This is a genomic window from Streptomyces sp. NPDC093111 (assembly GCF_040683955.1).
Taxonomy (GTDB): Bacteria; Actinomycetota; Actinomycetes; order Streptomycetales; family Streptomycetaceae; genus Streptomyces.
Genome location: NZ_JBFBNW010000003.1, coordinates 129583 through 153890, shown reverse-complemented (window position 1 = coordinate 153890; position 24308 = coordinate 129583). Strand labels below are relative to the sequence as shown.

22 protein-coding genes are annotated in these 24308 nt (G+C 72.4%); 18 read left to right on the top strand and 4 right to left on the bottom strand.

Going from position 1 to position 24308, the window contains the following annotated elements:
* Window positions 1-53: 53 nt before the first annotated feature.
* Window positions 54-947: a carbohydrate kinase gene (locus AB0Q96_RS05530; protein WP_365321945.1), complete on the bottom strand. Its 894-nt coding sequence runs from the start codon at window positions 945-947 to the stop codon at window positions 54-56.
* Between the two features lie 136 nt (window positions 948-1083).
* Here AB0Q96_RS05530 and AB0Q96_RS05525 point away from each other — a divergent pair, with 136 nt between their 5' ends.
* The gene (locus AB0Q96_RS05525; RefSeq protein WP_365321943.1) at window positions 1084-1509 is read left to right on the top strand and encodes a Rieske (2Fe-2S) protein; all 426 of its coding nucleotides are present in this window, start codon (window positions 1084-1086) and stop codon (window positions 1507-1509) included.
* A 124-nt stretch (window positions 1510-1633) separates the two neighbouring features.
* Here AB0Q96_RS05525 and AB0Q96_RS05520 read toward each other — a convergent pair whose 3' ends face one another.
* Window positions 1634-2563, bottom strand: coding sequence for a hypothetical protein (locus tag AB0Q96_RS05520; RefSeq protein WP_365321942.1), 930 nt, complete (start codon window positions 2561-2563; stop codon window positions 1634-1636).
* Window positions 2564-2798: 235 nt separating this feature from the next.
* On the opposite strand from AB0Q96_RS05520, the gene AB0Q96_RS05515 reads away from it, so the two are divergent.
* Window positions 2799-3404 carry a papain-like cysteine protease family protein gene (locus AB0Q96_RS05515; RefSeq protein WP_365321940.1) on the top strand — a complete coding sequence of 202 codons (606 nt, stop codon included), beginning with the start codon at window positions 2799-2801 and terminating at the stop codon, window positions 3402-3404.
* 5 nt (window positions 3405-3409) lie between these two features.
* Window positions 3410-4228, top strand: coding sequence for a hypothetical protein (locus AB0Q96_RS05510; RefSeq protein ID WP_365321938.1), 819 nt, complete (start codon window positions 3410-3412; stop codon window positions 4226-4228).
* A gap of 132 nt (window positions 4229-4360) precedes the next feature.
* Here AB0Q96_RS05510 and AB0Q96_RS05505 read toward each other — a convergent pair whose 3' ends face one another.
* Window positions 4361-5137: an SDR family NAD(P)-dependent oxidoreductase gene (locus tag AB0Q96_RS05505; protein WP_365321936.1), complete on the bottom strand. Its 777-nt coding sequence runs from the start codon at window positions 5135-5137 to the stop codon at window positions 4361-4363.
* A gap of 37 nt (window positions 5138-5174) precedes the next feature.
* Between AB0Q96_RS05505 and uvrC the strand changes: the two genes are divergently transcribed.
* The 10 genes from uvrC (at window position 5175) to AB0Q96_RS05455 (ending at window position 17444) form a co-directional block, all read left to right on the top strand.
* Window positions 5175-7166: an excinuclease ABC subunit UvrC gene (gene uvrC, locus AB0Q96_RS05500; RefSeq protein WP_365321934.1), complete on the top strand. Its 1992-nt coding sequence runs from the start codon at window positions 5175-5177 to the stop codon at window positions 7164-7166.
* A gap of 134 nt (window positions 7167-7300) precedes the next feature.
* The gene (rapZ, locus tag AB0Q96_RS05495) at window positions 7301-8209 is read left to right on the top strand and encodes an RNase adapter RapZ (RefSeq protein ID WP_365321932.1); all 909 of its coding nucleotides are present in this window, start codon (window positions 7301-7303) and stop codon (window positions 8207-8209) included.
* The gene (gene yvcK / locus AB0Q96_RS05490; protein WP_329419651.1) at window positions 8206-9231 is read left to right on the top strand and encodes a uridine diphosphate-N-acetylglucosamine-binding protein YvcK; all 1026 of its coding nucleotides are present in this window, start codon (window positions 8206-8208) and stop codon (window positions 9229-9231) included. The genes rapZ and yvcK overlap by 4 nt, the downstream gene beginning before the upstream one ends.
* On the top strand, window positions 9222-10211 hold the full coding sequence (gene whiA / locus AB0Q96_RS05485) for a DNA-binding protein WhiA (protein WP_046911893.1): 990 nt from the start codon (window positions 9222-9224) through the stop codon (window positions 10209-10211). The genes yvcK and whiA overlap by 10 nt, the downstream gene beginning before the upstream one ends.
* Window positions 10212-10378: 167 nt before the next feature.
* Window positions 10379-13339, top strand: coding sequence for a M14 family zinc carboxypeptidase (locus AB0Q96_RS05480; protein WP_365321930.1), 2961 nt, complete (start codon window positions 10379-10381; stop codon window positions 13337-13339).
* 247 nt (window positions 13340-13586) lie between these two features.
* Window positions 13587-14597, top strand: coding sequence for a type I glyceraldehyde-3-phosphate dehydrogenase (gap, locus tag AB0Q96_RS05475; protein ID WP_365321928.1), 1011 nt, complete (start codon window positions 13587-13589; stop codon window positions 14595-14597).
* Between the two features lie 107 nt (window positions 14598-14704).
* Complete coding sequence (locus AB0Q96_RS05470) at window positions 14705-15916, top strand: phosphoglycerate kinase (protein ID WP_365321926.1); 1212 nt, start codon at window positions 14705-14707, stop codon at window positions 15914-15916.
* A 31-nt stretch (window positions 15917-15947) separates the two neighbouring features.
* Entirely contained in the window at window positions 15948-16703 is a 756-nt protein-coding gene (tpiA, locus tag AB0Q96_RS05465; RefSeq protein ID WP_365322480.1) for a triose-phosphate isomerase, read from the top strand.
* A 97-nt stretch (window positions 16704-16800) separates the two neighbouring features.
* Window positions 16801-17031 (top strand): preprotein translocase subunit SecG, encoded by a 231-nt coding sequence (gene secG / locus AB0Q96_RS05460; RefSeq protein ID WP_365322478.1) that lies wholly within the window; start codon window positions 16801-16803, stop codon window positions 17029-17031.
* Window positions 17032-17108: 77 nt separating this feature from the next.
* Window positions 17109-17444 (top strand): RNA polymerase-binding protein RbpA, encoded by a 336-nt coding sequence (locus AB0Q96_RS05455; protein ID WP_365321925.1) that lies wholly within the window; start codon window positions 17109-17111, stop codon window positions 17442-17444.
* 74 nt (window positions 17445-17518) lie between these two features.
* Here the strand turns inward: AB0Q96_RS05455 and AB0Q96_RS05450 are convergent, their stop codons facing one another.
* Window positions 17519-18370 (bottom strand): MurR/RpiR family transcriptional regulator, encoded by an 852-nt coding sequence (locus AB0Q96_RS05450; RefSeq protein WP_365321923.1) that lies wholly within the window; start codon window positions 18368-18370, stop codon window positions 17519-17521.
* A gap of 60 nt (window positions 18371-18430) precedes the next feature.
* Between AB0Q96_RS05450 and AB0Q96_RS05445 the strand changes: the two genes are divergently transcribed.
* From AB0Q96_RS05445 to AB0Q96_RS05425, 5 genes are all read left to right on the top strand, one after another.
* Entirely contained in the window at window positions 18431-19345 is a 915-nt protein-coding gene (locus AB0Q96_RS05445; protein WP_365321921.1) for a BadF/BadG/BcrA/BcrD ATPase family protein, read from the top strand.
* A 331-nt stretch (window positions 19346-19676) separates the two neighbouring features.
* Window positions 19677-20447 (top strand): SIS domain-containing protein, encoded by a 771-nt coding sequence (locus tag AB0Q96_RS05440; protein WP_365321919.1) that lies wholly within the window; start codon window positions 19677-19679, stop codon window positions 20445-20447.
* An 84-nt stretch (window positions 20448-20531) separates the two neighbouring features.
* Complete coding sequence (pgi, locus tag AB0Q96_RS05435; RefSeq protein WP_365322476.1) at window positions 20532-22187, top strand: glucose-6-phosphate isomerase; 1656 nt, start codon at window positions 20532-20534, stop codon at window positions 22185-22187.
* A 2-nt stretch (window positions 22188-22189) separates the two neighbouring features.
* On the top strand, window positions 22190-22693 hold the full coding sequence (locus tag AB0Q96_RS05430; RefSeq protein WP_365321917.1) for a PH domain-containing protein: 504 nt from the start codon (window positions 22190-22192) through the stop codon (window positions 22691-22693).
* Window positions 22690-24300, top strand: coding sequence for a PH domain-containing protein (locus AB0Q96_RS05425; RefSeq protein ID WP_365321915.1), 1611 nt, complete (start codon window positions 22690-22692; stop codon window positions 24298-24300). Before AB0Q96_RS05430 ends, AB0Q96_RS05425 begins: the two co-directional genes overlap by 4 nt.
* Window positions 24301-24308: the final 8 nt, after the last annotated feature.

The following is a 24308-nucleotide window of genomic DNA, read 5'->3' as shown; positions in this document are numbered from 1 at the left end:
CCACCGACGGCCCCCGAGGGGGTGACCCCGCCGACACCGGCGGGGTCACCCCCTCAGCCGTCGCCCAGCTCGTGCCCGTACGGCGGCTCCGCGCCCGCCCTCGTGCAGGTCACCGCCGCCGCCCTCGCCGCGAACGACAGCAGCTCCCGCCACTCCTCCCGGGACAGGCCGGCCGGATCACGGCCGGCGAGCCCGTGCAGCAGCGCCGCGTTCACCGTGTCGCCCGCGCCGATCGTGTCCACCACCCGCACCCGGACCGCCGGCACCGACACCTCGTACGCCCGGGTGAAGACGCTCAGCCCTCCGGCGCCCCGGGTGAGGACCACCGCCGACGGGCCCCGCTCCAGCCACCCGGCCGGGGAGCCGCCCAGCCAGGCCGCGTCCTCCTCCGAGAGCTTCAGCAGCGACACGTACGGCAGCCAGCCCGCGAAGCGCTCCCGGTAGGCCGCCGCGTCCGGGATCAGACCGGGCCGCACGTTCGGGTCGAGCAGCGTGAAGGCGCCGTCCCGGTACGAGCGCCGCAACAGCGCCTCGTACGCGCTCGCGCCCGGCTCCAGGGCCAGCGAGCAGGTCCCGAAGGCCACCGCCCGCACCCCCTCCGGCAGCCGCTCCGGCAGCGCGAAGAGCCGGTCCGCCGTGCCCTCCACGTAGAAGCCGTAGCGCGCCGAACCGTCCGGCCCCACCGAGGCCACCGCCAGGCTGGTCGGCTCGGGCCCGCGCTGGACCAGCCCGGTCGCCACGCCCGCCGCCCGCAGCCCGCCGACCAGCGCCTCGCCGAACGCGTCGGTCGAGACCCGGGAGCAGAAGGCGGCCTCCGCGCCGATCCGCCCGAGGGCCACCGCCGTGTTGTAGGGCCCGCCGCCCGGCCGCGGCAGCAGCGGGGACAGGGGGCCGGCGGCCCCGTCCGGCACCAGGTCGATCAGGGACTCACCCGCGACGACGATCACGTACCGGAAGGTAACCCATGCCCCACCCGTCACGACAGCCCCGCCGCAGGCCCCCGCGAGCGCGCCGGTATCGTCGTTCGGGTCACCCGCTTCGGGTGGCTTGTCCCCGATTTCCCCGTGAACCCGTGGAGCGCTCATGTCCGGCCAGTCCACCCGCCGCACCGTGCTGAAAGGCGCCGCCCTCGCCGGGGCCGCCGGCCTGGGTGTCTCCGCCTGCTCCACGGACTCCAAGCTGGGCCACGCCCAGACCCCGACCCCGACCGCCCCGGTCGCCCTCGGCGCGCCCGACGAGGTCCCCGTCGGCGGCGCCAAGCTCTACCGCGAGCAGCGCCTCCTGGTGCACTGCCCGGCCAAGGGCCAGTACAAGGCGTTCAGCGCCCAGTGCACCCACGCCGGCTGCGTCCTCGACAAGATCGAGGACAACGAGGGCAACTGCCCCTGCCACGGCAGCCGCTTCGACGTGACCACCGGCAAGGCCCTCCAGGGCCCGGCGACCGTGCCGCTCCCCGAGGTCCCCGTCCGCGTCGAGAACGGCAAGCTGGTCGCGGGCCCCGAGGCGTAAGGGCCCGGAGCGTCAGGCCCGGAGCGTCAGGCCCGGAGCGTGAGGCCCGAGGCGCAAGGCCCGGAGCTGAGGGCCGAGGCCAAGGCCCGGGCCCGCGCAGGCCGGGCCCGCGGCACTCCTGCCCCTACGCCCAGTCCCAGTCGATCCCCAGGATCCCCGGGCGCACCCCCTGCTCCACCAGGTGCACCGCGCGGTGCCGGCCGCTCACCGTCAGCTCGGCCCGGCCGCCGCGCGGCGCGCCCGTCGACGCCTGCGCGAACCGCCGGCACCGCACCGGCAGCGCCGCCTCGTCGAAGCGCACCTGCAGCACGTACTGCCCGCCGGCGAAGCTGAAGCCCCGCACGTACTCCCGGCTCGGACCGCCGGTGCCGTCCTCGAAGCCGTACGAGAAGAAGTACGTGTCCCCGGCCCGCAGCCGCGTGTCGAAGAGCAGCTCCGCGACGAGCACCCCCGTCTCCGCGTGCCGCCGCACCCGCCCCGTGCGGCAGTTCTCCGCCGCCCGCACCTCCACCCGGCCCGGATCGCAGCCGGGGTCGCCCCAGTGGATCGCGAGATAGCGGTCGATGCCGTCCCGGTGCGCCCGGACCACCTGCTGCGAGTCCCGTCCGAGCAGCTCGCGCCCCGCCCCGATCCTCACCCGTTCGTGGTGCCCGACCGTGTGCAGCCCGCCGTCCGCCGGGCTCTCCAGCTCGGCGAGCAGGTCCTCCACCACCCCGGACGCCTCCACCAGGGAGCGGTACGAGCGGGTCGCCGGGCGCTCCACGTCGGCGCGGGCGGCGGTGTCCTCGGCCAGCAGCCGGATCAGCGAGTTCCCCGGCAGCTGGAGCACCTCCTCCAGGGCCCGTACCGCCTTCATCGACTCGGGCCGCTGCGGACGGCGGGCGCCCTGCTGCCAGTAGCTCAGGGAGGTCACCCCGACCTTGATGCCCCGGTGCGCCAGATGGTGCTGGACCCGCTGGAGCGGCAGCCCGCGCACCGCGAGCGCCGTGCGCAGCGCCAGGTGGAAGGGACCGGTGTGCAGCAACTGCGCCAGATCTGCCTCGGTGTGACCCACGAGGACTCCTCAGTGAACGTTCACGTCAGGGCGGACCGAGTACGGCACCTCCCGGGGCGGGCGGGCTGGTGGACCGGGGGCCGTCGTTCACAGCCGGGTCACACCGTTCACAGCTCGCCGTCCTCCCGCATTGAAGCGTGTTGACCCGTTCCGGACAACGCCGGATGCTCCTGACCAGCGTCCGGACGCGCTCCTCTCCTCCAACTCCCCACATCCCCACTTCGGGAGGAACGCGATGCGCAAGAGAAAGCTCTCCTTCGCGGCACTCGCCGCGGCCGCCGCACTCTTCGTCCTGCCCGCCACCCCGGCGTCCGCCGCGCCGGCCGGCTCCGGGACGCAGAACGACACGGTGTCGGCGTACGCGACCAAGCGCCTCAACATCACCATGCAGGCCCAGCAGAAGACCAACTGGTGCTGGGCCGGTGCCGGCAACACCATCGCCACCTGGTTCGGCCGCACCTACAGCCAGAACCAGTTCTGCAACGCCGCCTTCAACCGCCAGCAGGGCTACGACTGCCCCAACTCGCAGGCCACCCTCGGCAACGTCCAGACCGGCCTCAGCTGGGCGGGCATCAACCCCGGCTCGTACGTGGACGGCTGGCTGCGCTACTCGACCGTGCAGACCGAGATCAACGCGAACCGGCCGATCGAGACGCGGATCCAGTGGTCCAGCGGCGGCGGCCACATGCACGTGATCTACGGCTACGACGACGCCAACAGCTGGGTCTACTGGGGCGACCCGTGGCCCTCCAGCGACCGCTACAACTGGGCCTCGCACGACTGGTACGTCAACAACAGCTCCTTCTCCTGGACCCATTCGCTCTACCGGATCGGGGCGTGACGACGATGACCGTACGCACACGAGCCCTGGGCGCGGGCCTGCTGGCCGCCACCGCCCTGGTCGTCCTCGGCGCCGCCCCGGCCGACGCGGCCCCGGCGCCGGTCCCGCCGACCGCGCCCACCCCCGAGCAGGCGGTCGCCGCGCCGCAGACGCTCGACACGCTCGCCCGCTTCTTCAGCCGGGACGCCAAGGACGGCGCCGCTCTCGCGCGGTCCGCGGCCACACCCCGGATCGAGGGCGCGTCGGTGCCGGTGCGGATCCTCTCGCCGGACTTCGTCGCCGGGAAGCCCGGGGCGCCCGTGGCCCGCGTGGAGTTCCACGCGAGCAAGGCGGTCGCCGCGGACGGGCGGACCGCCTCGCTGTGGACCGTACGCGGGGCCGGCGGCTGGCGGGTGGTCAACATCGCCACCGGCGACGACGAGCTCCGCTACACCCGGCAGGGGCTGCGCGCGCTGCCCGGCGGGATCGTCTTCCGCGAGCCGCAGATCGACGCCTGGTACGTCCAGAAGGGGGCGAAGGTGCTGCCGCTGGACGAGGACGCGGTCCGGGCGGTGGGGAGGAACGGGGTGTCGCTCGCGGTGTACCGGGAGCGGGTCGTGAAGGCGTACGGGGACAAGTTGGCGGGGTCCGCGTACGCGAAGAAGGGGGCGGCGGGTGGGTTCGACGCCGTCGCCGCCGATGTCCCGGAGACCGCCGGTGGGTCCGCCGTCAGTGCCGCGTCCACCGCGGCCGGGGTCGGGGCCGTGCTGGTGCTCGGGCTGGTGGGAGCCGCGGCGATACGGCGGCGGCGCGGGTCCGTGGCGGGCGGAGGTGCGGGCGACTAGGAGCGGAGGCGCCCGCCAGGGCGCCGTCCCGTGTGCCCACCCGTCCCGCCCTGCGGAACGACTGCCCACACGGGCGGGGCGGGGCGGGGCAGGGCAGGGCCAGGGCGGTGGTCCGCGCAGCCCGCGGCTCGGTCACTGCGCCAGGTACCCCCCGTCCACCGGCAGGACCGCGCCCGTGATGAAGGACGCCTCGTCCGAGGCCAGGAAGAGGATCGCGGAGGCCACCTCGTCGGGGTGGCCGAAGCGGTTCATCGGGTGGGCGCGGGCCACGGTGTCGAGGTAGGCGGGGCCGCCCGGTTCCTCGCGGACGGCGGCGACGCGCTCGGTCTCGATCGTGCCGGGCGCGACCGCGTTGACGCGGATGCCGCGGGCGGCCCACTCCACCGCCAGGTGCTTGGTCAGGCCCGTCGCCACGAACTTCGCCGGGCCGTACACCGCCTGCCGGGCCTGGCCGGCGACGCCCGAGACCGACGAGGTGCAGACGATCGCGCCGCCGCCGGTGGTGAGCATCGCCTCGATCGCGTACTTGCAGGTCAGGAACATGCCCCGGCCGTCCACGGCCATCACGTGGTCGAAGTCCGCGGCGCTCGCCTCGGTGATGTCGAGCAGCGGGATCACCCCGGCGTTCGCCACCAGGACGTCCAGCCGGCCGAAGCGCTCGACCGCTGCGGCGATCATGCGGCGGGCGTCCGCGTCCCGCGAGACGTCGCCCACCACCGTCACCATGCCGTCGCCGAGCGTGCCGAGCCGCTCCGCGTCCACGTCCGTCGCCACCACCCGGGCGCCCTCGCGCGCGAAGCGCAGCGCCGTCGCCCGGCCGATCCCGCTCGCCGCGCCGGTGACCACGCACACCCGGCCCGCGAGCCGTCCTGAATCCTCGTTCGCCATGTCCGGCCAACGAGCGCGCACGGTCTGAGTGTCGGTCCCCGCCAGTAGGGTGGGAACCATGGCCGACCCCTCCAGCTACCGCCCCAAGCCGGGACAGATCCCCGACTCCCCGGGGGTCTACAAATTCCGCGACGAGCACCGCCGGGTGATCTACGTCGGGAAGGCGAAGTCCCTCCGGCAGCGCCTGGCGAACTACTTCCAGCCGCTCACGAGCCTGCACCCGCGGACGGCGACGATGGTGACCACGGCCGCCTCCGTGGAGTGGACCGTCGTGTCGACCGAGGTCGAGGCGCTGCAGCTGGAGTACTCCTGGATCAAGGAGTTCGACCCCCGGTTCAACGTCAAGTACCGGGACGACAAGAGCTACCCGTACCTCGCGGTCACCCTGAACGAGGAGTATCCGCGGGTCCAGGTCATGCGCGGCCACAAGAAGAAGGGCGTGCGCTACTTCGGGCCGTACGGACACGCCTGGGCGATCCGCGAGACCGTCGACCTGATGCTGCGGGTGTTCCCCGTGCGGACCTGCTCGGCGGGCGTCTTCCGCAACGCGGCCTCCGCCGGGCGGCCCTGCCTGCTCGGCTACATCGGCAAGTGCTCGGCGCCCTGCGTCGGCCGGGTCACCCCCGAGGAGCACCGCGAACTGGCCGAGGACTTCTGCGACTTCATGACCGGCCGCACCGGCACGTATCTGCGCCGGCTGGAGAAGGAGATGACGATCGCGGCCGAGGACATGGAGTACGAGAAGGCCGCCCGGCTGCGCGACGACATAGGGGCCCTGCGCAAGGCCATGGAGAAGAGCGCGGTCGTCCTCGCCGACGCCACCGACGCCGACCTCATCGCGCTCGCCGAGGACGAGCTGGAGGCCGCCGTCCAGATCTTCCACGTCCGCGGCGGCCGGGTCCGCGGCCAGCGAGGCTGGGTCACCGACAAGGTCGAGGCCGTCGACACCGCCGGGCTGGTCGAGCACGCCCTCCAGCAGCTGTACGGCGAGGAGACCGGCGACACGGTCCCCAAGGAGGTGCTGGTCCCCGCCCTGCCGGACGACGCCGACGCGGTCACCGCCTGGCTCTCCGGCCGCCGCGGGTCCAACGTCTCGCTGCGCGTCCCGCAGCGCGGCGACAAGAAGGACCTGATGGAGACCGTCGCGCGCAACGCGCAGCAGGCCCTCGTGCTGCACAAGACCAAGCGGGCCAGCGACCTCACCACCCGCTCCCGGGCCCTGGAGGAGATCGCCGACGCCCTGGACCTGGACTCGGCGCCGCTGCGCATCGAGTGCTTCGACATCTCCCACCTCCAGGGCGAGGACGTCGTCGCCTCCATGGTCGTCTTCGAGGACGGCCTGCCCCGCAAGGGGGAGTACCGCCGCTTTCAGATCAAGGGATTCGAGGGGCAGGACGACGTCCGGTCCATGCACGAGGTGATCAGCCGCCGCTTCAAGCGCTACCTCGCCGAGAAGGAGAAGACCGGCGAGTGGGTGGACGGCGAGGTCCCCGCGGACGAGGGGGCCGAGGGCCGGGAGGACGACGGACGGCCCAAGCGCTTCGCGTACCCGCCGCAGCTCGTCGTGGTCGACGGCGGGCAGCCGCAGGTCGCGGCGGCCCGGCGTGCCCTGGACGAGCTCGGCATCGACGACATCGCCGTCTGCGGGCTCGCCAAGCGCCTGGAGGAGGTCTGGCTGCCCGGCGACGACGACCCGGTGGTGCTGCCCCGCTCCAGCGAGGGCCTGTACCTCCTTCAGCGGGTACGTGACACGGCTCACGATTTCGCCATCCGCTACCAGCGGTCCAAGCGGAACAAGCGCATCCGCAGCAGCCCCTTGGACGCCGTCCCGGGCCTGGGCGAGACACGCAAGCAGGCACTCATCAAGCATTTCGGCTCGGTCAAACGCCTCCGGCAGGCGACAATCGAGCAGATCTGCGAGGTCCCCGGCATGGGCCGCAAGACGGCCGAGGCCGTGGCGGTGGCCCTCGCGCAGGCGGCCCCGGCCGCGCCCGCCGTGAACACGGCAACAGGAGAGATCATGGAAGACGACGGGGGCACGACGGCATGACCACGCACGACCGGCAGCACGAGAACGACCCGCACGCCGAGAACGACCCGCACGAAGAGCAGCAAGCGCAGCAACCGCAGCAAGCGCAGCAACCGCAGCAAGAGCAGCAAGAGCACGAAGACGGAGCACCGGACATGGACACGGGCACCACGGAGCCGGCGGGCGACACCAGCGCCGACGCGGCCACCCCCGAACTGGTGATCATCTCCGGCATGTCCGGAGCCGGCCGGTCCACCGCGGCGAAGTGTCTGGAGGACCTCGGCTGGTTCGTCGTCGACAACCTGCCGCCCGCGCTGATCCCCACCATGGTGGAGCTCGGCGCCCGCTCCCAGGGGAACGTCGCCCGCATCGCGGTCGTCGTCGACGTCCGCGGCCGGCAGTTCTTCGACAACCTCCGCGACTCCCTCGCCGCCCTCGACGCCAAGCAGGTCACCCGCCGGATCGTCTTCCTGGAGTCCTCCGACGACGCCCTGGTCCGGCGCTTCGAGTCGGTCCGCCGCCCGCACCCCCTCCAGGGCGACGGGCGCATCGTCGACGGCATCGCCGCCGAGCGCGACCTGCTGCGCGAGCTGCGCGGCGACGCCGACCTGGTGATCGACACCTCCAGCCTCAACGTCCACGAGCTGCGCGCCAAGATGGACGCCCAGTTCGCCGGCGACGAGGAGCCCGAGCTGCGGGCCACCGTGATGTCCTTCGGGTTCAAGTACGGCCTGCCCGTCGACGCCGACCTCGTCGTCGACATGCGCTTCCTGCCCAACCCGCACTGGGTCCCCGAGCTGCGCCCCTTCACCGGGCTCAACGAGGAGGTCTCGAACTACGTCTACAACCAGCCCGGCGCCAAGGAGTTCCTGGACCGCTACACCGAGCTCCTCCAGCTGATCGCCGCCGGATACCGCCGCGAGGGCAAGCGGTACGTGACGATCGCCGTCGGCTGCACGGGCGGCAAGCACCGCTCCGTGGCCACCGCCGAGAAGCTGGCCGCCCGGCTCGCCTCGGAGGGCGTGGAGACCGTCGTCGTGCACCGGGACATGGGGCGCGAGTGAAGCCGTACAAACGGCGTGCCTCCACGCTGTCGGTGCGCCGCGCGCTCCGCAGGCGCGGCGCCCAGCCCAAGGTCGTCGCGCTCGGCGGCGGCATGGGACTGTCCGCCTCCCTCGCCGCCCTGCGCCGCATCACCGGCGACCTGACCGCCGTGGTCACGGTCGCCGACGACGGGGGCTCCAGCGGCCGGCTCCGTGAGGAGCTGGGCGTGCTGCCCCCCGGCGACCTGCGCAAGGCGCTCGCCGCGCTCTGCGGCGACGACGACTGGGGCCAGACCTGGGCCCGGGTGATCCAGCACCGCTTCCAGTCCAAGGGCGAGATGCACGGCCACGCCGTCGGCAACCTGCTGATCGTCGCCCTCTGGGAGCAGCTCGGCGACCCCGTGCAGGCCCTCGACCTGGTCGGCAGGCTGCTCGGCGCCCAGGGCAGGGTGCTGCCCATGTCCGCCGTGCCGCTGGAGCTCCAGGCCCTGGTCAAGGGCCACGACCCGGAGCGCCCGCTCGACGTGGACACCGTCGCCGGGCAGGCGACCGTGGCCCTCACCCCCGGCGAGGTGCAGTCCGTGCACCTGGTGCCGCACGACCCGCCGGCCGTGCCCGAGGCCGTCGAGGCGGTCCTGGACGCGGACTGGGTGGTACTCGGCCCGGGGTCCTGGTTCTCCTCGGTGATCCCGCACCTGCTGGTGCCCGAGCTGCTCGACGCCCTGGTCGAGACCAAGGCCCGTCGGGTGCTCTCGTTGAACCTCGCGCCGCAGCCCGGAGAAACAGAGGGCTTCTCCCCGCAGCGTCATTTGGAGGTTTTGGCACGACACGCCCCTAAACTCGCCCTGGACGTGGTGCTGGCCGACGAGGCCGCCGTGCCCGACCGCGAGTCCCTCGCCGATGCCGCCAAGCGGCTCGGCGCCGCGGTCGAGCTGGCGCCGGTGGCCAGGCCCGACGGTTCTCCGAAGCACGACCCGGAGCTGTTGGCCGCCGCGTACGACCGTATTTTTCGGATGCATGGAAGGATCGGCCCATGGCGATGACGGCAGCGGTGAAGGACGAGATCTCCCGGCTCCCCGTCACCCGGACCTGCTGCAGGAAGGCCGAGGTCTCGTCGATCCTGCGGTTCGCGGGCGGGCTGCACCTGGTGAGCGGCCGGATCGTGATCGAGGCGGAGCTGGACACGGCGATGGCCGCCCGGCGCCTCAAGCGGGACATCCTGGAGATCTTCGGGCACAGCTCGGAGCTGATCGTGATGGCGCCCGGCGGACTGCGCCGGGGCTCGCGGTTCGTGGTGCGCGTGGTGGCGGGCGGCGACCAGCTGGCCCGCCAGACCGGCCTGGTGGACGGCCGCGGCCGCCCCATCCGGGGCCTCCCCCCGCAGGTCGTGTCGGGTGCCACCTGTGACGCCGAGGCGGCCTGGCGCGGCGCCTTCCTGGCGCACGGCTCGCTGACCGAGCCGGGCCGCTCCTCCTCCCTGGAGGTGACCTGCCCCGGCCCCGAGGCGGCGCTGGCCCTGGTCGGCGCGGCCCGCAGGCTCTCCATCGCGGCGAAGGCCCGCGAGGTGCGCGGCGTGGACCGGGTGGTCGTCCGTGACGGCGACGCCATCGGCGCCCTGCTCACCCGGCTCGGCGCGCACGAGTCGGTGCTGGCCTGGGAGGAGCGGCGGATGCGCCGCGAGGTCCGCGCCACCGCCAACCGGCTGGCCAACTTCGACGACGCCAACCTGCGCCGCTCGGCCCGCGCGGCGGTCGCCGCGGGCGCCCGGGTGCAGCGGGCCCTGGAGATCCTCGCCGACGAGGTGCCCGAGCACCTCGCCGCCGCCGGCCGGCTGCGGATGGAGCACAAGCAGGCCTCCCTGGAGGAGCTGGGCGCGCTCGCCGACCCGCCGCTGACCAAGGACGCGGTGGCCGGCCGGATCCGCCGGCTGCTCGCCATGGCCGACAAGCGGGCGCAGGACCTGGGCATCCCGGGGACCGAGTCCAACCTGACGGAGGAGCTGGACGACAGCCTCGTCGGCTGACCCGTCACCAGAACGGGCGATTCCGTTCAACTCCCCGCTGCCGGTGCCTTTCTGAGGCATCGGCAGCTTCCTTTTCGGCACGCCGTCCGCACCCTTGACGAAGCCCGTGAGTCACCACGAGCCTGACGTCTGTTCACTTTCGTGGCAGACAACAGCAAGGGGGGCTTATGAGACGCAGAGCGAGAGCGGTGCTCGCCGCCGGTTCACTGCTGATCGCGGGACTGGTGGCGGCACCCGTCGCCGGAGCACAGCCGAACACCGACGGCTCGACCCAGGGCGACGGGCTCTCCGTCTGGCGTGCCAAGGTCAGCAAGGAGCAGCTGCCGCTCCTCCTCGACGCCGGCACCGACGCCCGCGAGCTGACGGAACAGGTGCCCGCCAAGGGCTCCGCCACCGTCGAGCTGTACCTCACCGACGCACAGGCGGGGAAGCTCCGGAGCGAAGGTGTCGAGATCGCCGAGCACACCCTCTCCGCCCAGGCGGAGAAGCGCGTCGCCGGCGCCGGGGACGGCGTCTTCCGCCCGTACGGCGGACCCGGCGGCCTCAAGCAGGAGATCATGGACACCGCCCGGTCCCACCCCGGGCTCACCAAGGTCGTCTCCCTCGGCAAGACGGTCAAGGGCCAGGACATCCTCGCCCTCAAGATCAGCAAGGGCGCCGCGAAGAGCAGGGACGGCTCGCGGCCCGCCACGCTCTACATGTCCAACCAGCACGCCCGCGAGTGGATCACCCCCGAGATGACTCGGCGGCTGATGCACTACTACCTCGACGGGTACGGCAAGGACAGCCGCCTCACCAGGCTGGTCGACACCACCGAGCTGTGGTTCGTGCTCTCCGCCAACCCGGACGGCTACGACTACACCCACGCCGACCCGGACAACCGCCAGTGGCGCAAGAACCTGCGCGACAACGACGGCGACGGGCGCATCGAATCCGGCGACGGCGTCGACCTCAACCGCAACTTCGCCTACAAGTGGGGCTACGACGACGAGGGCTCCTCGCCCGACCGCGCCGACGAGACCTTCCGCGGCGCCGGACCGAACTCGGAGCCCGAGACCCGCGCCCTCGACCGCTTCGAGAAGCGCATCGGCTTCCAGTACGGCATCAACTACCACTCCGCCGCCCAGCTGCTCCTCTACGGCGTGGGCTGGCAGGTCGCCACCGACACCCCCGACGACGTGGCCCTCAAGGCGCTCGCCGGCACCCCGCAGAAGTCCGCGGTCCCCGGCTACCGCCCGCAGGTCTCCTCGGAGCTCTACATCACCAACGGCGAGGCCGACGGACACGCCGCCAACGTCAACGGGATGCAGATGTTCACCCCGGAGATGTCCACCTGCGCCACCGCCTCCCGCGTCGACCCGAACGACGCCTGGGACCCGGCGGACTGCGCCTCCGTCTTCACCTTCCCCGACGACGAGAAGCTGATCCAGGCCGAGTTCGCCAAGAACATCCCCTTCGCGCTCGCCGTCGCCGAGACTGCCGCCCACCCGGACCGGCCCGTCTCCCCGGTGGGCATCGAGGCCCCCGACTTCACCCCGGACGCCTTCGCCACCTCCTACGCCGCCCGCGGCCAGGAGCAGGAGGTCGCCGTCACCGCCCGCAAGTCGCTGCGCGCCAAGACCCTGAACTACCGGATCAACGGCGGCCGCACCGAGCGCGAGGGCCTGGAGCCCTGGAAGGGCGGCGAGACCTTCGGGGGTGAGGACAACCTCTACTTCGACCAGTACCGCGCCGAGGTCGAGGGCACCAAGCCCGGCGACAAGGTCGAGGTCTGGTACACGGCCCGCACCCGCGAGGGCAAGACCACCGCGTCCACCCCGTTCACGTACACCGTGGCCGAACGCCCCCGCGGCGACGTCCTCGTCCTCGCCGAGGAGGGCGGCACCGCCGCCGCGAAGAACACCGACGCCTACGTGAAGGCCCTCGCCGCCAACCGGCGCGGCGCCGCCGTCTGGGACGTCGCCACCCAGGGCACCCCGCACGCCCTCGGCGTCCTGAGCCACTTCCGTACCGTCGTCTGGTACACCGGCGCCGAGCAGCCCTCCGGAACCACCCTGCTCGCCGTCCGCGCCTACCTCAACGAGGGCGGCAAGCTGGTCAACGCGGGCGAGAAGTCCGGCGGCCTGGTCACCATCGGCCGCGCCGAGTCCAACGACTTCGCCCAGTACTACCTCGGCGCCTACCGCAGGGCCGGACTGAACGGCCCGGCCTCCTTCGCCGGATCCGGCCGCCTCGGCGGCGCCGGAGCGCCCCTGGGCGCCGTGGCCGGCAACCCGCTCGACAACGCGGGCGCCTACACCGTCACCTCCGACACCCTGAAGCCCGAGCTGTTCCCGCAGTTCGCGAGCAGCGCCTCCGCGGGCGACTACCCCGGCGTCCGCACCCCCTTCGAGCCCTACGAGGGCAGCCGTTTCGAGGCCCTGCGCCACTCGGACAACACCTGGGCGCGGCTCGCCAGGACCGTGGACCTCACCGGCGTCGCCGCCGCCTCGCAGCCGAACCTGAGCTTCCAGGTCAGCTACGACACCGAGCCGGGCTACGACAACCTGATCGTCGAGGCCCACACCGTCGGCCAGGACGACTGGACCACCCTGCCCGACGTCAACGGCGGCACCTCCACCGAACCGCCCGCCGACTGCGGCGAGGGCTACTACGTCCGCGGGCACCCCTTCCTCGGCCACTACCTCACCGTCGGCCAGGACGGCTGCGCCGCCTCCGGCACCACCGGCGCCTGGAACGCCTTCACCGGCCCCTCCAACGGCTGGCGGCAGGCGAAGGTCGACCTGAGCGCCTACGCGGGCAAGCAGGTCGAGCTGGCGATCTCGTACGTCTCCGACCCGGGAACCGGCGAGATGGGCGCCTTCGTGGACGACGTCCGGCTCAGCGCCGGGGCGGTCACCGAGACCGAGGGATTCGAGACCGGGACCGGAAACTGGTCCGTACCGGGCGCGCCGGCCGGCAGTCCGGGGAACGGATCCGACTGGACCCGTTCCGAGGCGCTCTTCCACTCCCAGGCATCGGTCACCACCCGTGACACCGTGCTCTTCGGCTTCGGTCTGGAGCACGTCCCGAATGCGGCGGATCGGGCGGCTCTGCTCGGAAAGGCCCTTAATTCGCTCCGACGCTGATCCGGCCGCTCAGTCGAGCACGCGTTTTCGTCACTCTCCGTAGTGGGGGCGAAGGTCCCTCGAAGGCCCTTACCTCTTGGGAGGTAAGGGCTGTCGGCCTTTTTCCGGCACTTTCAGGGCTCGTACGGCCGCACTGGATGTCACTCTCGGCCGCTCGGAGAGGTAGGGTCGTAAGCGGTCGGGGACATCCCAAAAGAGAAGCTCGCCGGGCGTCGAAACCCGGCGTACCTAACGAGGAGATCGGTTCGTGACGATCCGCGTAGGCATCAACGGCTTTGGCCGTATCGGTCGCAACTACTTCCGCGCGCTCCTTGAGCAGGGTGCCGATATCGAGATCGTGGCTGTCAACGACCTGGGTGACACCGCGACCACGGCCCACCTGTTGAAGTACGACACCATCCTGGGCCGCCTCAAGGCCGAGGTGACCCACACCGCCGACACCATCACCGTCGACGGCCACACCATCAAGGTGCTCTCCGAGCGCAACCCGGCCGACATCCCCTGGGGTGAGCTGGGCGTCGACATCGTCATCGAGTCGACCGGCATCTTCACCAAGAAGGCCGACGCCGAGAAGCACATCGCCGGTGGCGCCAAGAAGGTCCTCATCTCGGCTCCGGCCAGCGACGAGGACATCACCATCGTCATGGGCGTCAACCAGGACAAGTACGACGCGGCCAACCACCACGTCATCTCGAACGCCTCCTGCACCACCAACTGTGTGGCGCCGATGGCCAAGGTTCTCGACGAGAACTTCGGCATCGTCAAGGGCCTGATGACCACGGTCCACGCGTACACCAACGACCAGCGCATCCTGGACTTCCCGCACAAGGACCTGCGTCGCGCCCGCGCCGCGGCCGAGAACATCATCCCGACCACGACGGGTGCCGCCAAGGCCACCGCCCTGGTCCTCCCGCAGCTCAAGGGCAAGCTGGACGGCATCGCGATGCGCGTCCCGGTCCCGACCGGCTCCGCCACCGACCTCGTCGTGACCCTCGACCGTGAGGTCACGAAGGACGAGGTCAACGCGGCCTTCAAGAAGGCGTCCGAGGACGGCTCCCTGAAGGGCATCCTGTTCTACACCGAGGACCCGATCGTCTCCTCGGACATCGTCAGCGACCCGGCGTCCTGCACCTTCGACGCCTCCCTGACCATGGTCCAGGAGGGCAGCACGGTGAAGATCCTCGGTTGGTACGACAACGAGTGGGGCTACTCCAACCGTCTCGTCGACCTCACCGTCTTCGTCGGCGGCCAGCTCTAAACTCTAGGGCGGGTACTTCGATGTGAGCAGGGCTCGGCAGCGCGAAGACGCGCTGTACGAGCCCTGTCTCGTGTGCTCCACCGCGTACCAAGGGAGTCAGTGAACAGATGAAGACGATCGACGAGCTTCTCGCCGAAGGCGTCTCCGGCAAGCGGGTGTTCGTCCGCGCCGACCTCAACGTGCCGCTCGACGGCACCACCATCACGGACGACGGGCGCATCCGCGCCGTCGTCCCCACCGTCAAGGCGCTGGCCGACGCGGGCGCCCGCGTGGTCGTCGCCTCGCACCTGGGCCGCCCCAAGGGCGCCCCGGACCCGGCGTTCTCGCTCGCCCCGGCCGCCACGCGGCTCGGCGAGCTCCTCGGCGCCGACGTGGCCTTCGCGACCGACACCGTCGGCGACTCGGCCAAGGCGACCGTCGCGGCCCTGACCGACGGCCAGGTCGCCGTCGTCGAGAACCTGCGCTTCAACGCCGGCGAGACCTCCAAGGACGACGCCGAGCGCGGCGCCTTCGCGGACCGGCTGGCCGAGCTCGCCGACCTGTACGTCGGTGACGGCTTCGGCGCGGTGCACCGCAAGCACGCCTCGGTCTTCGACCTCCCGGCCCGCCTGCCGCACGCCGCCGGCTACCTCATCGCCAACGAGGTCGGCGTCCTCAAGAAGCTCACCGAGGACGTCAAGCGCCCGTACGTGGTCGCCCTCGGCGGCGCCAAGGTCTCCGACAAGCTGGGCGTGATCGACCACCTCCTGGAGAAGGCCGACCGCATCCTCATCGGCGGCGGCATGGCGTACACCTTCCTCAAGGCCCAGGGCCACGAGGTCGGCATCTCGCTGCTCCAGGAGGACCAGATCCCGGCGGTCCTGGACTACCTGAAGCGCGCCGAGGCCCGCGGCGTGGAGTTCGTCCTCCCCGTCGACGTGCTGGTCTCGGCCGACTTCCCGGACCTGAAGACCAAGGCCCCGGCGAACCCCGAGCTCGTCGCCGCCGACGCCATCCCGGCGGACCAGGAGGGCCTGGACATCGGCCCGAAGACCCGCGAGCTGTACGCCTCGAAGCTGGCCGACGCGGGCACCGTCTTCTGGAACGGCCCGATGGGCGTCTTCGAGCACCCCGACTACGCCAACGGCACCAAGGCCGTCGCCCAGGCGCTCGTCGACTCCCCGGCCTTCACCGTGGTCGGCGGCGGCGACTCCGCCGCGGCCGTCCGGATCCTGGGCTTCGACGAGAATGCCTTCGGCCACATCTCGACCGGCGGCGGCGCCTCCCTCGAATACCTCGAGGGCAAGACGCTTCCCGGCCTCGACGCACTGGAGGACTGACCTCTTCATGAGCAACACCCGCACCCCGCTGATGGCGGGCAACTGGAAGATGAACCTCAACCACCTTGAGGCCATCGCGCACGTCCAGAAGCTGGCCTTCGCGCTCACCGACAAGGACTTCGACGCCGTCGAGGTCGCGGTCCTCGCGCCCTTCACCGACCTGCGCTCCGTGCAGACCCTGGTCGACGGCGACAAGCTGAAGATCCAGTACGGCGCCCAGGACATCTCGGCGCACGAGTCCGGCGCCTACACCGGCGAGATCTCCGGCCTCATGCTGTCCAAGCTGAAGTGCGCCTTCGTGGCCGTCGGCCACTCGGAGCGCCGCCAGTACCACGGCGAGTCCGACGAGCTGTGCAACGCCAAGGTGAAGGCCGCCTTCCAGCACGGGATCACCCCGATCCTCTGTGTCGGCGAGGAGCTGGACGTCCGCGAGGCCGGCAACGCCGTCGCGCACACCCTGGCCCAGGTCGAGGGCGGCCTGAAGGGCCTCCCGGCCGAGCAGGCCGAGACCATCGTGATCGCGTACGAGCCCGTGTGGGCCATCGGCACCGGCAAGGTCTGCGGCGCCGACGACGCGCAGGAGGTCTGCGCGGCGATCCGCGGCAAGCTGGCCGAGCTGTACTCGCAGGACGTGGCCGACAAGATCCGCATCCAGTACGGCGGGTCCGTCAAGGGCGGGAACGTCGCCGAGATCATGGCGAAGGCCGACATCGACGGCGCCCTGGTGGGCGGTGCCTCGCTGGACGCCGACGAGTTCGTCAAGATCGTGCGCTTCCGCGACCAGTGAGTATGCGGTAGCGGAGATACGTCGTACCCTTGCGGGGGTCGGGCAGGCGCCCGGCCCCCGTCCGTATAAGTCCGAGGAAGTTGGTCCAGCCGTGGTTATGGGGTTCTCGATCGCCCTGATCGTCTTCAGCGCGCTGCTGATGCTGCTCGTGCTGATGCACAAGGGGAAGGGTGGCGGCCTCTCCGACATGTTCGGCGGTGGCATGCAGTCGTCCGTCGGTGGTTCCTCGGTCGCCGAGCGCAACCTGGACCGGATCACCGTTGTGCTCGGTCTGCTGTGGTTCGCCTGCATTGTCGTGCTCGGCCTGCTGATGAAGATGGACGGGTAACTCCAATCACTGGACGCGCGTTGGGCCTTACGTAGACTGGGGCATCTTCGAGCACCATCACGCAGGGAGTTACGACCGTGGCAAGTGGCAACGCGATCCGGGGAAGCCGGGTCGGAGCGGGGCCGATGGGAGAGGCTGAGCGGGGCGAGTCCGCACCCCGTCTCCGCATCTCCTTCTGGTGCTCGAACGGGCACGAGACCCAGCCCAGCTTCGCCAGTGACGCACAGGTCCCGGAGACCTGGGACTGCCCGCGTTGCGGCTTCCCGGCAGGTCAGGACCAGGAGAACCCGCCGGACCCGCCGCGCACCGAGCCCTACAAGACGCACCTCGCGTACGTACGGGAGCGGCGCAGCGACGCGGACGGCGAGGCCATCCTCGCCGAGGCGCTTGCCAAGCTGCGCGGCGAGATCTGAGCACGGTGTGATGATGTGACCGAACGGGCCCCGCCCGCGAACCGAGTTCGCGGGCGGGGCCCGTTCGGCGTTCCTCAGCCGCGATGGGCGTCCGCGATGTGCGAGGTGAGGGCCAGGGCGGCGGTGGCCCGCGAGTAGGTCAGCTGCGCGACGCGCGCGTACAGGCAGTCCAGGAGCAGCAGCACCGAGTGGCGGGTGCCGAAGCCGCCGTGCCGGAAGCCGGTGCCGGCCGCCGTCGAGGTCAGGTGCACGCCGGCCGCGCGGGCCACCGGGGAGCGCGGGTCGCCGGTGACCGCGACGGTCGCGGCGCCCCGCTCGGCGGCCAGCCGCAGCGGCCCGAGGACCTCGCGGGTGGCGCCCGAATGGGACAGGGTGACGACCGCGTCGGCGGGCGTCAGGAGGGCCGCCGAGGTCTCCGCCGCGTGCACCTCGGTCCAGGCGCGCGCCTCGCAGCCGATGCCGAAGAGCCGGGCCTGGGTCTCCAGGGCGAGCACCCCGGAGGCGCCCACCCCGTAGACGTCGATCCGGCGGGCCTGGGCGAGGGCCCGGGCGGCCCGCTCCAGGGCGCCGAGGTCGAGCTGCTCGGCGGTGGCGCGCAGGGCCTGGAGGTCGGCGCGGGCGACGGCGGCGACGACCTGCTCCAGCGGCTCGTCGGGCCCGATCTCCGGCCCGAGCGGCGTCCGTTCGGCCGCCTCGCTCTCCTGCCCCTGCTCGCGCGCGAGTTCGAGCAGCAGCCGCTGGTACGAGTCGAGCCCGAGGGCGTGACAGAACCGGGTCACGGTGGCCTGCGAGGTCCCCGTACGGCGGCCCAGCTCGGCGGCGGAGAGCCCGGAGACCCGGGCCGGATCGGCGAGGACCCAGTCGCCGACCTTGCGCAAGGAGCCGGACATCCGGGGGAGTTCGGAGCGGATCAGCGCGGTGATCATGAGGGGCCGGCCTTCGTGGGTCTTGTGTTCCGATGAATCTATCAACCACCATGCGGGCTGATGAACGAATCCGGGATTCAGTGGGTCGTCGGCGTCGACGCGGGCGGTACGCGGACCAGGGCACGGCTCGCCGACGCGGCGACCGGCCGGGTGCTGGGCGAGGGCGCCGGCGGCCCCGGCAACGCGCTGAGCGTGGCCCCCGACGCGCTGGTACGCCACCTGGGCGCGGCCCTGCGCGGGGCCCTGCCGCCGGGCGGCGGAACCGTGGCCGCCGTGGTGGGCGGCTTCGCGGGCGGCGGGCCCGGCGGGGGCCGGGAGCGGGCGCACGCGGCGCTCACGGAGGCGCTGGCCCGCGCGGGCGTCCGGGCCGCCCGGGTCGAGGTGCGGGGCGACGCGGACGTCGCCTTCGCCGGCGGCGCGGGCACGCCCGCCGACGGGCTCGTGCTCATCGCGGGCACGGGCGCGGCGGCGGCCCGGGTGGCCGACCGCCGCGCGATCCGTGCCGCCGACGGCGACGGCTGGCTGCTGGGCGACGCCGGCAGCGGCTTCTGGCTGGGCCGCGAGGCGCTGCGCGCGGTGCTGAGGGCACTGGACGGGCGGGGACCGTCGACCGCGCTCACCAGGCGGGTGGAGGCGCTGTGCGGGGGTCTGAGCAAGGAACACGTGGTGCGCTACGCGTACGGGGCGGAGCCGGTGCGACTGGCCGCGTTGAGCCCGCTGGTGGTGGAGACGGCGGACGGCGGCGACGGGGTGGCGTCCGGACTGCTGGACGCCGCGGCGGACGAACTGACCTCGACCGTGGCCGCGTTGGATCCGAGACCCGGCGAGCCCCTGGTGGTGACCGGCGGTCTCCTGGCCCCCGGCGGCCCCCTGCTCCCGCGCCTGACGGCGAGGGTCTCGGCCCTGGGCCTGGTCCCGGACCCGGTGCGCGACGGGCTAGGAGGGGCGGTCGCGTTGGCGGGACTGCTGGCCTGAAGGCGGCGCACAGGCGTGGGAAGCCGAGGCCAGGCAGAGGGCGCCGGAACGAAGGCCGGAAAGACGCGCGGGGACCGGTCGAGGTGGGCCCGACGACGGCGGGGAGGGGGTCGGATCCGGAGCGGGGGTGGGGGTGTCCGGACGTGGCGGCGCCCGTAACGAGCGAAGCGAAGTGAAGGTCGCAGTCCGGACACCCCCACCCCCGCGGAGGTTCCGACCCCCGTCACCCCACGGGTGGAACCCGCACTCTTGACCACACCCACCCACCCTGGTTCATTGAACCGACAAAACTCAACGCACCCGGTTCCCCCAACCACAGGAGCGAGCCCCCATGCCCGAACCGACCACCACCCCCACCTCCGCCCACTTCGCCGCCCTGGCCCGCGACGCGCTGGACCGGGCCGTAGCCGCCAACAAGGAGTCCGTCCCCGCCGCCGCCCGGCTCTTCGCCGACTGCGTGGCCGCCGACGGGGTGATCCACGCGTTCGGGACCGGGCACTCGCAGGCCGCCGCGCTGGAGGTGGCGGGCCGGGCCGGGGGACTGGTGCCGACGAGCCGGATCGCGCTGGCGGATCTGGTGCTGCGGGGCGGCGAGGACCCGGCGGTGCTGCGGGACCCGCTGCTCGAACGGGAGCCGGGGCTGGCCGACCGGCTGTACGCGCTCGCGACGCCCCGCCCGCAGGACCTGTTCGTGATCATCTCGAACTCCGGTGTGAACAACTCGATCGTGGACATGGCCCTCAAGGTGACGACCGCCGGTCACCCCCTCGTCGCCCTGACCTCGCTGGAGCACACCCACGCCGTGCCCGCGCTGCACGCCGGCGGCCGGCGGCTAGCCGACCTCGCCGACGCGGTGCTCGACAACTGCGCCCCGGCCGGTGACGCCGTCCTCCCGCTGCCCGACGGCGCCGCGCTGTGCGGGATCTCCACGCTCACCTCCTCCCTGCTCGTCCAGATGGTCGTCGCCGACGCCGTCGCGCTCCTGCTCGCCGAGGGGCACGAGCCGCCGGTCTACGTCTCGGCCAATCTGCCCGGCGGCCACGAGCGCAACGCGCTCCTTGAAGCCCGCTACGCGGGACGGCTGCACCGCGGCGGTCACTGAACGCGTTTCGCACACCGGATCAATTAGGTTGGTGGGGCAGCGGGGTACACACGCAGTAAGACGAAGAAATGGGCGATGTCCGAGATGAGTAACGACGGCCGTACCAGGCTCAACCAGCTGCCCGAGTGGGCGGCCCTCGGCAAGCACCGCGAGCAGCTCGGCGGGACGCACCTGCGCGAGCTGTTCGCCGCCGACCCCGCGCGCGGCACCGGTTACACGCTGCGCGTGGGCGACCTGTATCTGGACTATTCCAAGAACCTGGTCACCGAGGAGACCCTGGCGCTGCTGCGCGACCTGGCCGCCGCCACCGGCGTGGCCGAGCTGCGCGACGCCATGTTCCGCGGCGAGAAGATCAACAACACCGAGCACCGCGCGGTCCTGCACACCGCCCTGCGTGCCCCGCGCGGTGCCGTGATCGAGGTGGACGGCGTGGACGTCGTCCCCGAGGTGCACGCCGTCCTCGACAAGATGGCCGCCTTCGCCGACCGGGTCCGCGCCGGCGAGTGGACCGGTCACACCGGCAAGCCGATCAAGAACGTGGTGAACATCGGCATCGGCGGCTCGGACCTGGGCCCGGCCATGGCCTACGAGGTGCTGCGCTCCTTCACCCGGCGCGACCTGACGTTCCGTTTCGTCTCCAACGTGGACGGCGCCGACCTGCACGAGGCCGTCCGGGACCTCGACCCGGCGGAGACCCTGTTCATCGTCGCCTCGAAGACCTTCACCACCATCGAGACGATCACCAACGCGACCTCCGCCCGCGACTGGCTCCTCACCGGTCTGCGGGCCGGTCAGGAGGCCGTCGCGAAGCACTTCGTGGCGCTGTCGACCAACGCCGAGAAGGTCGAGGAGTTCGGCATCGACACGACGAACATGTTCGAGTTCTGGGACTGGGTCGGCGGCCGGTACTCCTACGACTCCGCCATCGGCCTGTCCCTGATGATCGCCATCGGCCCGGACGCCTTCCGGGAGATGCTCGACGGCTTCCACCTCGTCGACGAGCACTTCCGTACCGCCGCCCCGGAGGAGAACGTCCCGCTCCTGCTCGGTCTCCTCGGCGTCTGGTACGGCGCGTTCCACGACGCCCAGGCGCACGCGGTGCTGCCGTACTCGCACTACCTGTCGAAGTTCACCGCGTACCTCCAGCAGCTCGACATGGAGTCCAACGGCAAGTCCGTGACCCGTGACGGGCAGCCGGTCGACTGGCAGACGGGCCCGGTCGTCTGGGGCACCCCGGGCACCAACGGGCAGCACGCCTACTACCAGTTGATCCACCAGGGCACCAAGGTCATCCCGGCCGACTTCATCGGCTTCGCCCGCCCCGTCGGCGACCTGCTGCCGGGCCTGGTGGCCCAGCACGACCTGCTGATGGCGAACTTCTTCGCGCAGACCCAGGCGCTGGCCTTCGGCAAGACGCCGGAGGAGGTACGGGCGGAGGGCGTCCCCGAGGAGCTCGTCCCGCACAAGACCTTCCAGGGCAACCACCCGACCACCACGATCCTGGCCGACGCCCTCACCCCGTCCGTGCTGGGCCAGCTCGTCGCCCTGTACGAGCACAAGGTCTTCGTCCAGGGCGCCGTCTGGAACATCGACTCCTTCGACCAGTGGGGCGTCGAGCTCGGCAAGGTCCTCGCCAAGAAGATCGAGCCGGTGCTGACGGGCGGCGAGGGCGGCGACCGCCTGGACAGCTCCACCGCCGGACTCGTCGCCGCGTACCGCTCGCTGCGCGGCCGGGCCTGACCATGACCACGGGGGAGGAAGCGGTGCGGCTGCGCCCGCCGAGGAACGCCGTGGACGGCCGGGCCGTCCCCTGGTGGCGGGTCCAGCTTCTCGTGAGCACGGCCGTGCCGGTGGCCGTCCTGGCCGTGCTGGGGTGGCTCATCACCCCGGCCAGGACCTGGCTGCTGACCGCGGCCGCGATCGTGGCGGTCCTTGGGCTCGTCTGCACCGCCTTCCTCCCCTCCTGGTGGTTCCGGGTGCACCGCTGGGAGGTCACCGAGGACGCCGTGTACGTACGGACCGGCGCCCTTTGGCAGGAGTGGCGGATCGCCCCCATGTCCCGCATCCAGACCGTCGACACCGTACGGGGCCCGCTGGAGCAGAGCTTCCGGCTCGCCACGGTCACGGTCACCACGGCCTCCTCCAAGGGGGCACTGCGCATCGAGGGCCTCGACCACGAGCTCGCCGCCGAGCTCGCCGAGCGGCTTACCGCGATCACCCGGGGCACCCCCGGGGACGCCACATGACCGAGGACACGGGCACCGACCTCGACACGGGCACGGGCTCGGGCGTGGCCACGGAACCGGCGCAGGCCGCGGACCCGGTACGGGAGTGGCAGCGCCTCCACCCGCGTTCCCTCCTCGCCGGCGCCGCCGTCCTGTGCGGGGTCGCCGGCGGCGCGGCCCTGCCCGCGTTCCTCAGCCTGTCGTCCGGTTCCCGGCCCGCGTGGCAGGCGGCCGGCTGGGTGCTCGCCGGGGCTCTTCTGCTGATCGGCGGCGGCACGGCCGCCGACTGGGTCCGGCTGCGCCGCACCCGTTACCGCGTGGGCCCCGAACTGGTCGAGCTGCACACCGGTCTCGTCGTGGTCAAGCGGCGCTCCCTGGCCCGGGAGCGCATCCGCAGCGTCGACCTCACCGCCAACCCGCTGCAACGCGTCCTCGGCCTGGTCAAGGTCGGGATCGGCACCGGGGAGCACACCGCCGGCGAGTCCACCCTCGAACTCGACCTGGTGTCCCGCGCCGAGGGCGAGCTGCTCCGCCACACCCTGCTCTCCCGTCTCAAGGGCCCCGAGGACCCCGCGTACGACGGCGTCCTCGCGAGCGTGGACCCGCGGTGGATCCGCTACGCCCCGGTCTCCTTCGTCACGCCGCTGCTGGCCACGGCGGCGGCCGGCGCGGTCATGCAGGTCAGCGACTGGTTCGGCGCGCAGGGCGAGGTCATCCACTGGATAGGGGACCGCTTCGAGGACGTCTCGCTGACCTGGATGATCGCCGACCTCGTCCTGCTCGCCGTCGCCGCGGGACTGATCGGCGCCCTCGGTCTGTGGGTCGAGATGTGGTTCCGCTACCGGCTGGAGCGCGAGCCGGGCGGCACCCTGCGGGTCCGCCGCGGCCTGTTCACGGCCCGCTCGATCTCGCTGGAGGAGCGCAGGCTGCGCGGGGTCGAGCTGGTCGAACCGCTCGGCGTACGCCTCTTCCGCGGCGCCCGCGTCGACGCCGTCGCCACCGGGCTCGCCCAGAACGACGACGACAAGCACGCCGACCTCAAGAACCTGCTGCCGCCGGTGCCCCGCGCCGTCGCCGACCGGGTCGCCGCCCAGGTGCTGCGCGAGACCGAGCCGCCCACCGGCGCCCCGCTCGCCCGGCACCCGCGGGCGGCCCTGCGCCGGCGGATCCGCTGGGCGCTGTGGACCGGGCTCGGCCCCGCGGCCGTGCTCGCCGTCCTCGGCGCCTGGCTCGCCTCGCCGGTCCTCGGCTACGTGGCGGCCGTGCTCGCCGTCCTCCTGACCCCGCTCGGGCTCGTCCTCGCCCTCGACGCCTACCGCAACCTCGGACACGGCGTCAGCGGCGCCTACCTCGTCACCCGTTCGGGCAGCGTGCGCCGCTCCACCGTCGCCCTCCAACGGGCCGGCGTGATCGGCTGGACCGTCAAGCAGTCCTGGTTCCAGCGGCGGGCGGGCGTGCTCACCCTGAGCGCCACGACGGCCGCGGGGGAGGGCGCGTACGCCGTCCTCGACGCGGGCGAGAGCCAGGGCCTGAACTTCGCCGCCGAGGCCGTACCGGACCTCCTCGGCCCCTTCCTGGAGCCCGTACCGGCCCCGGAAACGCCGGAGGCCCGGCCCACCGAGCGGTGAACCGGGCC

Bases quoted from the DNA above. Each gene is read 5' to 3' on its own strand.
- AB0Q96_RS05525 (WP_365321943.1), top strand. From the start codon at position 1,084: ATGTCCGGCCAGTCCACCCGCCGCACCGTGCTGAAAGGCGCCGCCCTC.
- AB0Q96_RS05515 (WP_365321940.1), top strand. From the start codon at position 2,799: ATGCGCAAGAGAAAGCTCTCCTTCGCGGCACTCGCCGCGGCCGCCGCA.
- AB0Q96_RS05510 (WP_365321938.1), top strand. From the start codon at position 3,410: ATGACCGTACGCACACGAGCCCTGGGCGCGGGCCTGCTGGCCGCCACC.
- uvrC (WP_365321934.1), top strand. From the start codon at position 5,175: ATGGCCGACCCCTCCAGCTACCGCCCCAAGCCGGGACAGATCCCCGAC.
- rapZ (WP_365321932.1), top strand. From the start codon at position 7,301: ATGGACACGGGCACCACGGAGCCGGCGGGCGACACCAGCGCCGACGCG.
- whiA (WP_046911893.1), top strand. From the start codon at position 9,222: ATGGCGATGACGGCAGCGGTGAAGGACGAGATCTCCCGGCTCCCCGTC.
- AB0Q96_RS05480 (WP_365321930.1), top strand. From the start codon at position 10,379: ATGAGACGCAGAGCGAGAGCGGTGCTCGCCGCCGGTTCACTGCTGATC.
- AB0Q96_RS05470 (WP_365321926.1), top strand. From the start codon at position 14,705: ATGAAGACGATCGACGAGCTTCTCGCCGAAGGCGTCTCCGGCAAGCGG.
- tpiA (WP_365322480.1), top strand. From the start codon at position 15,948: ATGGCGGGCAACTGGAAGATGAACCTCAACCACCTTGAGGCCATCGCG.
- secG (WP_365322478.1), top strand. From the start codon at position 16,801: ATGGGGTTCTCGATCGCCCTGATCGTCTTCAGCGCGCTGCTGATGCTG.
- AB0Q96_RS05450 (WP_365321923.1), bottom strand. From the start codon at position 18,370: ATGATCACCGCGCTGATCCGCTCCGAACTCCCCCGGATGTCCGGCTCC.
- AB0Q96_RS05445 (WP_365321921.1), top strand. From the start codon at position 18,431: ATGAACGAATCCGGGATTCAGTGGGTCGTCGGCGTCGACGCGGGCGGT.
- AB0Q96_RS05440 (WP_365321919.1), top strand. From the start codon at position 19,677: ATGCCCGAACCGACCACCACCCCCACCTCCGCCCACTTCGCCGCCCTG.
- pgi (WP_365322476.1), top strand. From the start codon at position 20,532: ATGAGTAACGACGGCCGTACCAGGCTCAACCAGCTGCCCGAGTGGGCG.
- AB0Q96_RS05430 (WP_365321917.1), top strand. From the start codon at position 22,190: ATGACCACGGGGGAGGAAGCGGTGCGGCTGCGCCCGCCGAGGAACGCC.
- AB0Q96_RS05425 (WP_365321915.1), top strand. From the start codon at position 22,690: ATGACCGAGGACACGGGCACCGACCTCGACACGGGCACGGGCTCGGGC.